Raw genomic sequence first — 15,967 nt, 5'->3', positions numbered from 1 at the left:
AAGCCCTCAAGTCTGATGGTTCAAACTTGAAGGCTTATGGCGGAGCGAGTGGGAGCCCTACCGAGCGCTTAATCCCATCCGCCTGTTACAAAATGGTACGTTTCGTCGTCTATACCCAATCGCCGGGCGCACTCAAAACTTGTGTTGCATAGTAGATATTGATAGAATCCATGCAAGGGGGGTGAGTGGTTACCCTCCATTGTGAAGGATACGCTCCTTGCATTTTTACGCTCTCGGGCAAAAATGACACAGATTATATCATTATTTTTTAACGATTCTTGTTTCCTTTATATTATGAAGTTTTCGAATTCTTTTTTTTTGCTCCTGTTGGAAGCCGTTTCATTTGCGGGCGCCGACAGCCGAGACGTAGCGGCTGCAAAGCGCTCCTATTTCTTCGGGAGATTCCTTCATCCCGCTTTCAAACCATTCCTTGAGGATCATGATATAAACTCCGGCGCGAGCTACTCCGAGATAGCGTTCAGGTCCATCGCCGTAAGTCGGAACGGCGGCAAACTCGATCTTTTCGATCAGCGCGCGGCGGGCGTCCACGAGGATCCGGAACGTTATTGCGTTATCGCGGACGAACCGGAAGATGGAGATCATACTCTCCTCTTTATCATCGCTGTTCTCCCATTTTTCCGCAGACGTTTTCAGCCATGACGTCACGCCTGCGCACATTTCCTCCACGAGTGCTTCTTTGGACTCATAGTTCCGGTAAAAAGCGTTCCGAGAAACGCCCGCAACACGAACAAGCTCGGAAATGCTGATCTTTTCAAGGCTCTGCCTCGCCAGCATTTTACCCATAGCGGTTTGAAGACATTTTCTCGTCAAGGCGTTCGATTCCTCGTTTGAGAGACGGAGGATCTCGTTCTTTTCAATCTCTGTCATAAATAGTTACCCTTTCCGACGTTACAAATTGCCCGACGATTGTTCAGTCCGACGGATATGGTATTGACATATGCGTGTAATCCGTGGTACAATTGCGACGGTGTAACAAGTGTACCACGCAAAAACGGCTTTGTCAAGAGCCTGAAAAGAAAAAAGGAGAGAACAACAATGGCAGAGAATATTTTGGTCGTCAATTTCAAGGTGGAAAGCGAAGCGTATCAAGCGCTTTCCGAGATCCGTCAGGCGTCGGTCAATCCGGCGTTCATCGTCTCGCAGGCGTGTATCGTTAAGAACGAGGGCGGACGGATCGTTATGAAGGATCATTTCGACACGGGCGTTGAAACGACCGACGATACCCGTCACGGCGGACTGATCGGCGGTCTTGTGGGCGTCATCGGGGGACCCATCGGTATGCTTTTAGGCGGCGGCATGGGCGCTCTGATCGGCAGTGCGATCGACTCCTCCGACGCGGCTAAAAACGCATCGCTTATTGAGAAGGTGTGTGAGGCAATCCTGCCGGAAAGCACCGCCGTCATCGAGCTCGTTTCCGAACTTGAGCCTCTTGCGGCAGACCTCTGCTTTGCTAAATACGAATCCGTACTCGTAAGACTTGACGCCGCCGAGGTCGCGGAAGAGATCGAAGAGGCGGAAAAGCTTCAGAAGCAAATGGAAAAAGACGCCCGCGCAAAGTTGCGCGAAGAAAAGAAGGAATCGCGCCGTCAGAGAGTCGAGGAAAAGCGGGCGAAGATGAAGGCGGATTTCGAGGACTTCAAGGCAAAATTCAAGAAAAAAGACTGAGTCCGGAAGTACGCGCTCGTCAAAGGCATACGAACGAACCGTTCAAGACCGGGCTGCGAACAGCAGTCCGGTCCTTTTCATAAGGCGGAATCATGATCGGGAGGAAGATTGCGGTGAAAGACAAAAATGCAACCTCGTCTTCCTGCGCCCGAACGACGTGCTTAACGACACGCACCTTTTTATGATCAGCTGCGCGTTCTACGTCTGCGACCTGATCTGTGTTCTCGTGTGGTGCCCTTTCCGCCTCATTATGCGAAACAGATGCTGTACGACCTGCAGGATCTTCAACTGGGATCATCTGATGATGTTTACGCCGATGATTGCTGTCAAGGGGTTTTATTCGGCAAGTCTGATTTTGATGGCGTTTGCGGCGTGGCTGATATGGAAACTTTGCGTTATGATGTTTCCCGAACGCTTCTGGGAGCATTCCAACGCCGCGCTTCGATGCTCGGACTGCACGGATAAGCTTTGTACGCAGTACTGCAAAAAACTAAGGAAGAATGACCAATCTTAATGCGAAAAAAGTAAAGGGGACGATGTTTATGAAAAACAATGAATTGATGCCTTTGTCGGAAGACAGGTCGGACTTTTCCGAGATGCCGATCAGCAAGGAGATGTTTGAAGCGGCGATACAAAAAACCTATTCCTTTGCGAAACTCATGTCCTATTACAACTGCGCCATGATGGAGATCGAGACAAAGTTCAAGGTGCTGAACGAGGAATTCTCGCTCCGTTTTGATCGCCAGCCGATCAGCTCGATCAAAACAAGACTTAAAAATCCGCTTTCGATCAGGAATAAACTGATCTCACGCGGGTATCCGCTCACGATCAACAGCATAGAGGAAAACCTGAACGATATTGCCGGGATACGGGTGATCTGCTCTTTTACAGACGACGTTTCTATGCTGGCGGACGCGTTGAAAAAGCAGGACGATATACAAATCATTCAGGAAAAGGATTATATCTCTTCTCCCAAAGAGAACGGATACCGCAGCCTCCATATGATCGTAGCCGTCCCTATTTTTCTGCAGCAGGAAAAGCGCGTGATGAAAGCGGAAATACAACTTCGCACCATTGCGATGGACGCATGGGCGAGTCTGGAGCATCAGCTGAGATATAAAAAGGGTTCACTCTTTGACGGCGAAATGTCGGATGAACTCAAAAAGTGTGCGGACCTCAGTGCCGAACTGGACGAACGTATGGATTCCCTGCGGGGGAAGGTGTTTCACATGCGAAGCGAAAAAGAAGAGGCAAAAAAACTCAGCGAAGCGCTCCTCGGCGCTCCGATCGATGACGTTTGACGAAAACCGTCAGATTGAGATCGAATTCAAAAAAGTTAGAAAAAGTCGAAAAAGTGCGTGTAGGTATCAACTAAAACCATAATCCAACGATTACCCCCCCATAATCCTACGATTTGTATTTGGGGAAGAACGGCAATAAAGAAAAAGGCGAAATGCCCTTATTTCAAGCCGTTTTGAGATAAAATAAAAGAAACGGTCATTCTATCAAAATAACCGTTTCTTTATGGCGGAGCGTTAGTAACGTAAATCGAGTTTTATTCTATATCTTGACAAATAAACTTATGAGTCAACAAAGATTCAGGTGTACGCATGGTTCCTTTCGATGAAATATATGATGCAAATTTTTCCGTGACAATGCTGATATATGGTTCTAAAAGTCGCGCCTTGCGTTTGTAATCAGTCTTTAAATTATCAACTGATATAACTCTTAAAGAACGAAGATCAATTTTACAGACATCAAGATGACACACACATGGAATAATTACTTCGTTGATTTTTTCTAAAAATTTTCCGTTATAAAAAGAATTAGTTTTTGCAAAAGCTTTATCCAGTGCGTCGTTGATTTTTTCTATAGGCTTATCAGCAATATTATAGTTTTTCCCTAAAATCTGCAGATTCTCTTTGTTATCAGACAATTTAATTGGAGAATCACTAATTTTACCAGCAGAGTCAAGCTTAAGCAAATAAACATCTCTGTTATTCCGCAATAAATCACACTGCCTTTTAATGTTAATGTATAAGTTTCCTGCCAATTCAAATATATCGCCTGTATGTAAAAGCGTTTCATCGGATATGTTTTCTTCCTGATAATAAAATGTCCTTTCTCCATCTAATATGTTTTTTAATTGAATATCATCCATTGATCTTGGCTCTAATTCTTTAAACTTATACGTGCCACTAACCCTAGAAAATAGATTCCGAGATAAAAATTGTCCCATTTCTTCTGTCGGATCATCGCCATCATTTTTAAAACATTGATGTAGTACAAGCGGCCAGAATTCAGATTCATTATATAAATCACTGAACATCTTTTCTTTTGCAATTTCGATAGTTTTTTCCCAAGCTTTCATATATTGAATTGAAGGATTTTTCTCAATCCAGTTATTGATAACTTTAAAAATATTATCTCCTACAATCTCGGACTTTTTAACTATAAAAACACAAGATGCTTCATTTTTCTTATACTTTTTACATCCATTTTCATCAAGCAGATATTCTTCAATTTCATCTTTTTCTACAGTCGTACATATAAAAATAGGAATTAAGCGATTTGTGTTAATATTGTTTAGAAAACTAATAACATTCTGTGCATTCAAATTCTCATCTATATTATTAAATTTCCAGTCGCATACAACAAATGCAATTTTCTTGTCTGTTAACTCATTTGGGGTAGGAATAGACTCAGATGCAATAACATGAAAACGCTTCGTTTCCAAAAATTCTTTAATTCTATTAATTTCTGTATCTTTTTCATTAACTTCATCGTCTATTATCAGTATATCACCTGAAAACATTTGTCTTACGTTTTCCATATGTATCACTCCTTGTTAAAATCAAGCAAAAAATTAGCGCCGTTCAAACAATCAATGGTGTTTTTAATCACTTGGATATGATAATCATATCGTTCCATAAATTGCCTGCATATATATAAACCAAGGCCGCGCCCTTCCAATCCTTTGCCTGTAAAGAATGCTTCAAATATTTTTTCTTCCTCTTCGGGATAGATACCCGGACCATTATCTGAAAAAATGATACATTGTTCATCGCAATTTATGGTTATCCGTATTTGTTTTGCCTGTTTATCTTCATCTTCAAGCCAATAAATAGCATTGTCAAATATGTTAATAAAGATAGTCATTAATAATGCTTCGGGCATAGTAATAACTAAAGGATTGTTTCCAATTGATTTAACATCGAAATTTATGTTTTTAGTTACAAATAAATTTTTATAATACCCGATTACTTTATTTAATACTTCCGCAACGCGAATCTGTTTGGATTTCCTTTGCGTAGATGCAAACAAACTCTTCATGTCTACCAAAAGATCGTCCATAGCAGACAATAGACCACGCAGACGTTCTAATTTCTCTAAAACAATGCTTTTATCTGTAAAAGAATTGTCGTCTATCAAAAGATTTCTGCTGTAGTCATCAATAACATTATAACTTCTCTTGATAAAATTATTTAGGTCATGGTGCGTTGCTTGAATTGATAGACCGATCCCTGCTAAATCCTCTACGACACGAATACGGCCTAACTGATACTCGCTTTGTTTTTCAACATCTTGTTGTATTTTAATTAGTTGCTTTTTGATTGAATCATCATTTACTTCTTTTATTACTTTAGAAAAACTATTAGACAGATTTATTTGCTCATTCTTATCAAATTTCTTTATTGCATTTTTTTTGTTTGCATAATCCAAATCATAATGATATACTTTGATGTATTGCAAAAAGCACTGGATCATGGCAACAAAATCTAGATAGGCATTGCCTACCTCCATTAATCCTTCACGATTAGTTTTATCTTTCAAGTTGGGATTATCCTTATAGGTTATATTTACATAACCAATTAATTGGTCATTGCTAAACATAGCACTGGCCTTTTGCGTTCCTCTAATAGTATCAACCTGCAACCAATCATCCTTAATACTTCCATATGGAAATACCCTTATACCGTCTCGATATAAATAAACGCGATTCTTCTTTACAATTTTCAAATCATCAACAGGGAGTCTAAATTTTTCTCGCACATATTGCTTTTCCAAATCAAACACATAAAATCTAAAAGAAAAATCGCCACATTCTGTATTTGTTAATGCACTATTATTTTCCAAGCTGTCATTTTCCTTGAAGCCTTTATCAACTTTATATTTTTTGTATGTACTTAACTTGTTAATTTGTTTATCGTAAATATCTTTTTTATATGCTTTCCCATTAATTGTAAATTCAAATGCAGACTCTTTTTCTATATAGTGACCCTCAATTTTATATACCGCTTTCTGATCAATGATTTTCTGCAATCTGTCATCCTCAGTTATCACGACAGAAGGAAGGAAAGAATTATCTTTAAAAATATATATAGAAAAATCATCTTCATCGTTCCCGATAAGACTCATTAATTCATCTTGTAGTTTTTCTATTTTTGCCTTTCCCCAGCTATCATTTAAATTTTCGACTATAATAGTTGTCCCTTGATTGGGCCGTTTGGCATACCCATCCGCGAGCATAACTTGCGGCTCAAAACTGAATTCAGTGGCTTCTGAAATGAATTCCACATCTAATTCTGAAAGCATAATTTGACTTTCATCATCATTTAAAAACTCATCTCCATATTTTGAGAAATCTGCAATTAATTTTCTAGGACTAGTATCATCTTTTGTTTTTGTATAAACCGTAACGGTTTTGCCTAATTTGAATAACGAAAAGCGGCCAATCCCTTTTTCTCCTTGAAGTATTCTTCCGTTAGGAGATGTTTCTCCGCGTTCCTTTTTAATTTTTTTATTTGCAGAAGCGGGATTAATAAAGTCATGTCTCAAAACTTCTTCAGTCATACCACATCCACAATCTTCGATAATGATTCTTGAATCCTTTTGAGCCTTATAATTCCTTGTAAAATTTTCAAAACTTATTCTTACCCAATTAGAATCTGCATCATATGCATTTTTAACAATCTCGGTTAAAGCAACTACTTCATTTTTGATAAGTTGTTCACTAAGCATAGTTAATAATCTTGCATACGGTTCAATTTTTATAAGTTCTCTTTTAGCCATAGTTATTTTCTCCCAGTAATTACAAATTCCTCGTGATAGATTTCCCGATCATCTTTGTTGCTAGTAAACTTGCCATTTTCATCTCTATAAGGAGTTAATATTTTATTCCTAATCTTTCGTTTAGAAACAGTAACTTCCCGAAACCCGCTTTTTATTAAAGATTCAACAAGTTGCCTAGAGTTATGTATTTGCGTTCCTTTGTATTCCGTATCTCCAATTACAAATAACGCCATACCGTGCGGATTCAACATTTTATAGCACTGCTCTGTAGCCTTTTGCATATCAATATAGTATCTCGCAATAGACTTAATTTTTGCCTTTGAAATTTTTTTATTTGACTTTAATTCTAATATAATTTCACGTGCCGTTTCATTTAATTCTAGAATATCATAGTTAAATGTTTCACTATTATATGCGCTTCCCATCGTTCCCTTCCGTAGCAAAGTGTAATCATCCGTAAAGTCAAGCCACAGGGAAGAAAGTTGATGCAAATCCGCATACTCATATGAGGTTACATAAGGCGGACTAGTAATAATTAAATCTACTTTTGGCAAACTTTTTTTTGTTAAAATACTACATGTCACAATTTCAATATTAGATTGAGTTTGAGGCATATCGCTCACACATTTAGTAAACTTTCTAAATTGACGTTCAAAAGTTTTCCAAACATCAGCAATATTCTTATTGGGATCAATTTGTGGCTTTATAGATTTTGTTAGCCATTTTGATGTAGGTTTTAATATGGATGAAAACAGACACTCAAAACAAGTGCGATATTTTCCTTTGGGAATAGACATAATTGCTTCTTTAAGCTTGCTTAAGTCATAGAATTGCTCTTGTTTGAACCAGTATCTTATACGTTCATTTGACTCTTCGTAATTATATACGGTTCTGTTATTGGAATATGAATCTTGAATAAAATTATACAGTTCCTCTAATTTGCTTATACTATAATTTCCTATTTTTGCCTTAGTAATTAAGGTTGCGATGGGATTGATATCACATCCCCAGAAATTTACACCATTAAGTTTAGCTTCAATTGCAACTGTCCCACAACCGCAAAAAATATCCGAAACCGTATTCACTTCAATTCCACTTTTATATGCCAACTGAATGGCTTTGCTTGCGATAAATGCCGGAAATTTTGCTGGGTATGCATGAATACTATGTATTTTTAATTCTGGAGTATCACCCAAATTCCAATATTCTTCAACTTGTACTTGAGATATTTCGTAATGCAATGCATCTTCGATTGAGCGTACAATAGTTGTCATTTTTTTCACTCCTAATAACTTTTCTTATCTACTATCGACTACTATCAAGCGTAGTGGATGGTTATAATAAACCTTGCATTTTACAAAACTTACCGCTTTTTTAAAACAAACATATACTCGTGGGCGAGTAAAAGAAAATTAAACTTTATACTGTTTGTTTTCCAATAGCCCGTGGCTTTGCAGTTGTGTTGTTCTTTGATTATAATTTCTTTCGTTTTGAACCCTGCCATTTCAAAAATACGCATCGTTTCAAAAGCAAGTGGTTGGACCATACCTTTTTTGCGCATATCTCCCATAAGTATAACGCAAAACTTATCCTTTTTCAATACCCGATAGCATTCTTCTGCGACTTTGCCGATTTCAAACAAAAAATCTTTCATCGGCATAAGCGACATATCGCCGTCGATATCTTCGCTGTAATGAATAATATCGGCATAAGGCGGGTGTGTGCAAATAAGGTCTATCGAATCGTCGGCAATAGACGAAAGATTGCGCGCATCGCCTTGCATAATATTTATCGTCGGATTAAATTCACACTCGAAATTCAATTTGCTTTTTGTAATTTCAAGTGCGTTTGGGTTAATATCAACACCGATAAAATTTCTGCCTGTCAGTTTGGCTTCAACGGCAGTAGTGCCGCCACCGACAAACTGATCCAAAACAATGTCGTTCTCTTTCGAATAACGCAGAATTACGTTTCTCGGAATATACGGTGACCAATTTCCACGATATTTAGCGTCGTGCGTTGCCCATTTACCGCGATCGGGAAAAGCCCAAACGGTATTTGTTTCGAGTTCGAAATCTTCGGGTTGTAAAGGAATCTTTTTTGCCATATCAATCGAACAGTTTAGCAATAACGCCATTTTCCAAGTCGGCTATACAATACATATTGTCTAACACGTCAAAAGTTTCTTCCAAATTATGCCGTGCAGATTTCCAACCGTCGTAACCGTCGGTAAGCCACACGAAGGAAAAATCGTCGATTTGTTTTGCCTCTAATGCGATTGTTTTATAACTGCGTGCAGTTTCGTTTAATTTTGAGCCGCCACCGGTATAAAAATTCGTTTCTATGCCATAAATTGTTTTACCTTTTTTAACAACAAAATCAAACCGCTTTTCGGCTTTTCCTTGATTTGATATACCCGATAAATCAATATCCCATTTCTTTTCAATAGCGGATAGTTTCATCTCCTTAAAGTATGTTTCACCTTTTATAAGTCCCGCTTTTACAAGATAATCTTCAACAAGATTTTCCATTAAATGTCCGCCGCGATTTTTGCGACCGTTACTGTCAAGTCCTACTTCTACGCCCGTAACATAATCGACAAGGTTATTGATAACGTGATTTGCGATTAAATCAAACAAACCCGTCTTTTGCATAAACATTATATACTCTTTTGTCGTGTAATTGAGCGTATGGAAATTAAAAAGATATTCGCCATCGCCGTCAATAGCATATATTTCACGCCCACGCACCGCAAGCAAAATCGGAATACATTTCAACACTTGCGGATATTCTGCAACAAGCTTTTCAAAATCATGTTCTATATTTTTAGAGCCGATAAGAGAATTGAGAATATTCAACTCAACTTTTATATTCTCGATATTGCCGTAAACTTTCTCGAAATCAACATAATAGCCATAATTGCAAATGCTCGACTTGAATGTTTTAAGCCACTCATTAAAATCTCTTTTCATATGTTTTCTCCTTAGAGTCTAATGTCATGACTCGCGAAATATACTGAAGCCACTTCGTATAATTCTTTTGCAGTATTAGAAATATCAACTAAATGCTTCAAGTCTTGTTTAGTAATATTGCCGTAAGCCATATTCATATCTATCATTTTACATATAAGATTTTTGATTGCCTTATCTTTTGCTTGCTGTTCAATATTTGGATTTTCAACTATCCGCAAACAATCTAACAAAATACTGAAATTATCATTTGTCATTTGACTCACCTCAGTTGCAAATGAGCAATTCGTTTATTTTACCGCGCTTATCACCTTTGCTATTGATTGCACGGCTTGCTTCGACACGGTTGATTTTATAATTTCTATACAAATCATCAAAGAAATTGTCATCTTCGTTTACGTTTTTCGGATCCGAATTGCTTAAAACAATCTTTGCTCCCAACTTGTTGATTTCATCAATAAACTGTGCAAGTCGTATCTGCTCATTATCATCAAAAGATTCAGAATTATATGAAGTAAATGCAGATGTTTCGGAAATAGGACGATAAGGGGGATCAAGATATACGAAAGTATCTTTATCTATGAATGATTTTGAAAGCGAATAATCTCCGCAAACAATCGTTACGTTTTGCAACGCTTCGTGAATGTTTCGCAAGTTTTCATCATCACAAATAGTCGGATTTTTATATGCTCCCATAGGAACGTTAAATTGACCTTTTCTATTTACGCGATATAAGCCATTGAAACAAGTTTTATTCAAGAAAATAAACTGTGCGGCTTTTTCAGTTGAAGTTTCTGCAGATAAGATGGTCGAATTAAATTTTTCGCGAATATTATAATAAAAATACTTTCTGCCGTTTTCATCCATAGGCAAGAACGACATTTGCATTTCATTGAGTTTTGAGATCAAGTTGTCGATATCGGTTTTTACCGCCTTGTATGCATTTATAAGTTCAGCGTTTATATCGCTTATATAAAGTTCTTCAAAATCATACTTTGAAAGGATATTGAAAAATAATGCGCCGCCGCCGACCATAGGTTCAGCGTATTTCGTCAAAACTTTTTCACCGTCAGACGGTAACATTTTTTCTATTTCATCGACAAGTTGACTTTTACCGCCGACCCATTTTACAAATGGTTTAAGTGTGACAGTTTTTGTTTTTTCATAACGAACGGTTCTTTTATCAATAGGTTTTTCAGCGGTGGACGGAATAATCCACATATTGCCGACCATCATTGCTCCGTCGATACGTTTTTCGGAACATAGTATAGCAACTCTCCTTTGAGAGATATCCCATTTTTCAGCGGCTTCTTTCGCGGACATAAAACTCAACATAATATCACCTCGAATTTTAATAAGAATATTATATTCCAAAATAGCGAATAATAGCAAGAAAATCTTTATCGTTTTAAATAAGATTTTTATTTTTTAAACCAGTATATAACATATTTCTACCAGAGTAGTTCCAATATGTACAGTCTTGCTCGATAAAAAGCCACTTGATTGACAACAATAGCATTTCAATAGGATGTTGGTTTCCTTTACAATCTACAAATGATGCTCCAGAAGGCTTCGAATACCCAACTATTTTACAGTTATATATCTTTGAAAGCTCGTTTATAACAAATGAATTATATAGTTTTGTATAGTTATTTTTGCAATATTCAAGTGCATCAAGTATATTATCATGGCTTGGTGCATTGTTGAATTTTGAATACTTGAGTTTTTTGCCATTTACTTTATGTTCAAACGTTATGTCATTAACTCTAACAATAAAATCTATCCCTTTGTTATTATGTGCAGGTCTTTCTAATACGATTTGATAAACTCCAAATGTCTCCACTCTAAATGAATACTTGGAGGCATTATCTCCATTGCCAGTGCCAGGTTCTTCTTTGAGAAATTCTTTGATTAAATCGTCTCTCATTTGTTTGCGCGTGGTTGTTTGCAATATAAAGTCTTTTTCGATAGGTTTCATAAATAACCCTCCTTTTTAAATAAAAGTATATCATAAATGTATAAAACAAACAAATGGCACTGTGGCGGGTGCTTGACATATACAAGCGCGCCGATGCTCGGCGCGGTCAAGCACCCGCCGAAAACCAAATCGACACGGTAAAATGAAACACTCAAAGCCGAGCGGATCGGGGCGTTCTCGCTAAACCGCTTGCGAATCGCCCCGATGATCCGCCGTCGGCTGTTTTTGAGTTTTACATCATTTTACGCCGTGGTCTTTTATTTGTTTTCCGTTTGGTATCTTTTGTATTGTGGGACGGAGATTGCATTTAACGGGCGGAATACGAAAGAATTTTCGTCCGTTTTCTATTCCTTTTTTTCAAAGTCGCAAAGAACTTGCGAGTTAGGAAGTTACCATAGCGAAAAAAGGAGGTAGAAAGAAATGCTGAAAACGGAACTCACGATTGAAACGGTCGGCAAGCCGGATATAACGGCGATGACGGAAAGCGAGCAAACGTCTTTTCTCGATTCGCTGTATGAGAGCATAGTCGAAACGTACAAAGAAAGTCAAAAGCAACAAAGCTGAAAACACGTTGCAAAACAACTGAATATTTGAACGGTAAGTCTAAGATAGAGAGATAGTACCGCAACCGCGAGCCGAGATTTCCGCATAGGAACAGTGGTCGGGTTTATGGAGCAGGATACAAGAAACACGTTAGTTTTTTGTGTCCTGCTCTTTTTATTTTCCGCTTGCCGACAAAACGAAAATCTCAATAAGGAGCAAAACGAAAATGAATTATCGAAACGCAAAAATCTACTTTGACGGCAGTCATTACATAGCGATACCGCAAGGCGCGTTCTCGAGCGGTAAAGTCAGTAAAAAGGCAACGGCAAAGCGAAAACAAACACCCAAAGAACAACACACTTTGAAACGGCATACAAGGATAGTTTATCCAAACCGAAAAAAGAACGCAAAAAGGCAATCAAAGAAGCCTTGCAAGACGAGTTCGAAGATAGCGAAGATTTGACCACTTTCGTCAATGCGAATATGGAGCAGGTAAAGACAAACGCCATAAAACGCAAGGTCAGACTTATGCGAAAACTGCGATTGCAGGACTGGAACTATTTTTGCACGTTCACCTACGACGACAAATTGCACACCGAAGAAACGTTCAGAAAGAAACTGTCCAACACGTTGAAACACCTTGTCAATCGCAACGGTTGGAAGTATATCGGCGTATGGGAGCGTTCACCCGACAAACAACGCTTACACTTCCACGGAATATTCTACATACCGCAAATGATAGGAACGATAGAAACAATCGAAGATTACAGCACGACGAATCGCCGCAGACAAACGACCTATCCAAACAGTCATTTTCTCAAACACTTCGGGAGAAACGACTTCCGAGAGATAAACGAGCAGGACGATATATCTCAAGCGGCGAAGTATATCACCAAGTATTTGGAAAAGACGGGCGAAAGGCTTGTTTACGGTGGTAAACTACCAACTTACTTTCTTTCCGACGTTCTCGAAACGGATATTGCCTGTCCTTACGGAGTGGACGACAGAAAGGCGTTATTGTTCGACGATTTTACCTGTATCACCGAGGGCGAGATCATCGGGCAAGTCAGCAAAGAAACCATAGCGAAGTTGCCGAAGTGCAACTAATCAATATGTCTTTCGGATCGGGGAGCGTAAACGAAACCGTCTTTCCCGTCAAGGGTAAAGTGCATTGTTTCACAACCCTTGACGGAAAAGAAAACCGACGACAACAAAACAGACGATAAGCCGTTTTCGTTTTGTCCGTTCCCGTCGAAAGACAAATCTAAAACATAAAGGAGATAAAAGTTAAAATGAAATCAGTAGTAATCTATGCTCGTTATTCGAGCGATAACCAAACGGAACAGTCCATAGAGGGACAACTCCGCGTATGTAACGAATACGCTAAGTCGCACGATATGCTTGTGATAAGAACGTATATCGACCGTGCTATGACAGGCACAAACGATAATCGCCCCGACTTCCGTAATATGATAGCGGACAGCGCGAAAAAGGACTTTGACTGTGTACTCGTCTATAAGTTCGACAGGTTTTCAAGAAACAAATACGAAACGGCGATACATAAGAAAACCCTTAAAGACAACGGCGTAAAAGTCGTATCCGCAACCGAATATATCCCCGATACGCCCGAAGCGATAATCTTTGAAGGTATGCTCGAAGCAATGGCACAACACTATTCGGAAGAATTATCCCAAAAAGTACGTCGCAGTATGAACGAAACGAGATTGAAAGGCAACTATACGGGTGGTTTTCTCATTTACGGCTATAAAGTGGAAAATCACAAGATACTAATAGACGAAGAAAAAGCCGAAGTGGTACGTTATATCTATGACCAATATTCGCAAGGCGTTTTCGTTAAAGACATTATTGCGCATTTAACAGCAAAAGGGATATTCAATCGTGGCAAGAAGTTCGCCCGAAATACCGTTTATAACATACTCAAAAACGAAAAGTATTCGGGCATATACAGACACAACGACGAAGTGTTTGACAATATCCATCCGCAAATTGTACCGACGGAAATATACGAAATCGTTCGCAAGAAGATAGAAACCAACAAATACGGCAAACGCAGCGTTGAAGTCGTGTACTTACTCCGTAACAAACTCAAATGCGGTTATTGCGGTAGTCCCATATCCGCAGAGTGCGGAACGGCAAAGAACGGCGAAAAGATACGTTATTACAAATGCCTCGGACGTAAACACCAAAACGGCTGTAAGAAGTCGCAAGTGCGGAAAGAGATACTCGAGAAATACGTGCTTGACAACATTATCGAGCAATTATCCAAACCCGAAATCCAAAACTACATAGCGGACAGGCTTATGGCTATACAAGAACGCAAAATAAAAGAGAACTCCGCATTAAACGCATTGACAAAAGAGATACGCCAAACGGAGAACTCTATAAACAATATTATGGAAGCCATAGAACAAGGCGGTACAAGCGCAACTGTTATGAAGCGTTTGCGAGAACTTGAAACAAAACTCGAGGATTTGCAAAAACAGATAACGATAGAAAAAGCGAAATCCGCTTTCAGATTATCCAAAGCCGACATCATTCGGTTTTACAAAGCAGGGCTTGAAAAAGAGCCGTTGAAACTGATAAATCATCTGATAAAAGAAATACTCTTATTCGATGACAAAATGATAATCCACTACAACACCCCTAAAACGATTGACCTTGACGAAAGTCAGGGTTTTTCTTTTTATGTGCGTAATATCAAAATGCCTTACGTTATCCAAAACAAGAAGAACTACGGAACACAGGATTTCAGATTTGTAATGAAAGTAGAATAAGAACACGGACTATTTATTCCACGGTGTTCTTGACGCGAGCCTCCGCAGAGCGTGTATTGAAAGGCTTAAAAGAGCCAACCGATACAGCCCCAAGGGGGGCTTTTTCGTTGCCTTTTCGGCACATAGCCTAACACACTCCTTTCTCACGTCAAGAACCTTTCGCGGCATAAAACGTCCGTTTGGTGATAGGGACAGAGCGATACGAACACACCTGTACGAACACCTTTTTCACGCTGATAATCTATAATAAAACCCGAAAAACGCAGGAAAGCACAGGATTTTTGCAAAAGAAAAACCTAAACCAAACTTTATGGGTTCGATTTAGGTTGCTCTTGGCGGAAGAGATGGGATTCGAACCCATGTGCCTGTTTTGCAGACAACCGCATTTCGAGTGCGGCTCGTTGCGACCACTTCGATACTCTTCCGTGCTTAGTAATAGTAGCACATTATTCGTCTTTGCGCAAGTGTTTGAGGCAAAATAGTCAAAATGAAAGAAGTTTTTCAAACGGCTAAGCAGACGAACGCGGTCGGACGACGAAGTCATCGAAGAGGCAAAAGCCTTCGCCGAGACCGAGGAAGCGGAAATGGCGGCGGCACTCGCCGACGAAGCCAACAACGAAGAAGACGAGGAACCCGCCTCGATTGACAGCCCCGCCCCTTGCGAAGCCGCCCCGCCGACCGACGCGGACGCGGACGACGAGTAACCCGTCCTATCGAACGAAGAGCCGCAACGAATATCGTTGCGGTTTTTCGTTTGGGAACGATTGCCGAGCGCGGGGGCATGTCGGGGATTGTCGAATGATGTTGATTGGAAGATAATATGGTATATACGTTGACAGGTAATAGCGGAAAGTGGTAGTATTCGGGTAGGATTCACGATACCGTGCGTTGCAGGCCAAGCGTGATGACAATATACCTCGGTC

Annotated in this window: 15 protein-coding genes and 1 tRNA gene; 6 read left to right on the top strand and 10 right to left on the bottom strand. The window is 39.3% G+C overall.

What is annotated here, in order from left to right; genetic code table 11:
* Window positions 1–339: 339 nt before the first annotated feature.
* Window positions 340–888, bottom strand: a complete 549-nt coding sequence (locus tag II896_00080) for a TetR/AcrR family transcriptional regulator (GenBank protein ID MBQ4443042.1) — start codon at window positions 886–888, stop codon at window positions 340–342.
* 168 nt (window positions 889–1,056) lie between these two features.
* Between II896_00080 and II896_00075 the strand changes: the two genes are divergently transcribed.
* From II896_00075 to II896_00065, 3 genes are all read left to right on the top strand, one after another.
* On the top strand, window positions 1,057–1,686 hold the full coding sequence (locus tag II896_00075) for a DUF1269 domain-containing protein (protein ID MBQ4443041.1): 630 nt from the start codon (window positions 1,057–1,059) through the stop codon (window positions 1,684–1,686).
* Between the two features lie 261 nt (window positions 1,687–1,947).
* Window positions 1,948–2,151 carry a hypothetical protein gene (locus tag II896_00070; GenBank protein MBQ4443040.1) on the top strand — a complete coding sequence of 68 codons (204 nt, stop codon included), beginning with the start codon at window positions 1,948–1,950 and terminating at the stop codon, window positions 2,149–2,151.
* A 95-nt stretch (window positions 2,152–2,246) separates the two neighbouring features.
* Entirely contained in the window at window positions 2,247–2,987 is a 741-nt protein-coding gene (locus II896_00065; protein MBQ4443039.1) for a GTP pyrophosphokinase family protein, read from the top strand.
* A 254-nt stretch (window positions 2,988–3,241) separates the two neighbouring features.
* Here II896_00065 and II896_00060 read toward each other — a convergent pair whose 3' ends face one another.
* The 8 genes from II896_00060 to II896_00025 all read right to left on the bottom strand — a co-directional run bounded on the left by II896_00060 (window position 3,242) and on the right by II896_00025 (window position 11,706).
* Window positions 3,242–4,519 (bottom strand): hypothetical protein, encoded by a 1,278-nt coding sequence (locus II896_00060; protein MBQ4443038.1) that lies wholly within the window; start codon window positions 4,517–4,519, stop codon window positions 3,242–3,244.
* Window positions 4,520–4,524: 5 nt separating this feature from the next.
* The gene (locus tag II896_00055) at window positions 4,525–6,759 is read right to left on the bottom strand and encodes a sensor histidine kinase (protein ID MBQ4443037.1); all 2,235 of its coding nucleotides are present in this window, start codon (window positions 6,757–6,759) and stop codon (window positions 4,525–4,527) included.
* Between the two features lie 2 nt (window positions 6,760–6,761).
* Entirely contained in the window at window positions 6,762–8,033 is a 1,272-nt protein-coding gene (locus II896_00050) for a DNA adenine methylase (GenBank protein MBQ4443036.1), read from the bottom strand.
* Window positions 8,034–8,122: 89 nt separating this feature from the next.
* On the bottom strand, window positions 8,123–8,866 hold the full coding sequence (locus II896_00045) for a methyltransferase domain-containing protein (GenBank protein MBQ4443035.1): 744 nt from the start codon (window positions 8,864–8,866) through the stop codon (window positions 8,123–8,125).
* A 1-nt stretch (window position 8,867) separates the two neighbouring features.
* Window positions 8,868–9,731 (bottom strand): type II restriction endonuclease, encoded by an 864-nt coding sequence (locus tag II896_00040; protein MBQ4443034.1) that lies wholly within the window; start codon window positions 9,729–9,731, stop codon window positions 8,868–8,870.
* Between the two features lie 11 nt (window positions 9,732–9,742).
* On the bottom strand, window positions 9,743–9,985 hold the full coding sequence (locus II896_00035) for a hypothetical protein (GenBank protein ID MBQ4443033.1): 243 nt from the start codon (window positions 9,983–9,985) through the stop codon (window positions 9,743–9,745).
* Between the two features lie 10 nt (window positions 9,986–9,995).
* Window positions 9,996–11,063 carry a DNA adenine methylase gene (locus II896_00030; GenBank protein MBQ4443032.1) on the bottom strand — a complete coding sequence of 356 codons (1,068 nt, stop codon included), beginning with the start codon at window positions 11,061–11,063 and terminating at the stop codon, window positions 9,996–9,998.
* A 73-nt stretch (window positions 11,064–11,136) separates the two neighbouring features.
* Window positions 11,137–11,706, bottom strand: coding sequence for a hypothetical protein (locus II896_00025; protein MBQ4443031.1), 570 nt, complete (start codon window positions 11,704–11,706; stop codon window positions 11,137–11,139).
* Between the two features lie 420 nt (window positions 11,707–12,126).
* Between II896_00025 and II896_00020 the strand changes: the two genes are divergently transcribed.
* The 3 genes from II896_00020 (at window position 12,127) to II896_00010 (ending at window position 15,044) form a co-directional block, all read left to right on the top strand.
* Window positions 12,127–12,270 carry a hypothetical protein gene (locus II896_00020; GenBank protein MBQ4443030.1) on the top strand — a complete coding sequence of 48 codons (144 nt, stop codon included), beginning with the start codon at window positions 12,127–12,129 and terminating at the stop codon, window positions 12,268–12,270.
* A 507-nt stretch (window positions 12,271–12,777) separates the two neighbouring features.
* The gene (locus tag II896_00015) at window positions 12,778–13,356 is read left to right on the top strand and encodes a hypothetical protein (protein ID MBQ4443029.1); all 579 of its coding nucleotides are present in this window, start codon (window positions 12,778–12,780) and stop codon (window positions 13,354–13,356) included.
* Between the two features lie 185 nt (window positions 13,357–13,541).
* Window positions 13,542–15,044, top strand: a complete 1,503-nt coding sequence (locus II896_00010) for a recombinase family protein (GenBank protein MBQ4443028.1) — start codon at window positions 13,542–13,544, stop codon at window positions 15,042–15,044.
* Between the two features lie 333 nt (window positions 15,045–15,377).
* On the opposite strand, the gene II896_00005 is transcribed toward II896_00010, so the two are convergent.
* Window positions 15,378–15,469: transfer RNA gene (locus II896_00005), tRNA-Ser, on the bottom strand.
* Window positions 15,470–15,967 lie beyond the last annotated feature (498 nt).

The sequence above is a fragment of the Clostridia bacterium genome, from assembly GCA_017394805.1.
GTDB lineage: Bacteria > Bacillota > Clostridia > Christensenellales > CAG-1252 > RUG14300.
This window is presented reverse-complemented; position numbering and strand designations above follow the sequence as displayed.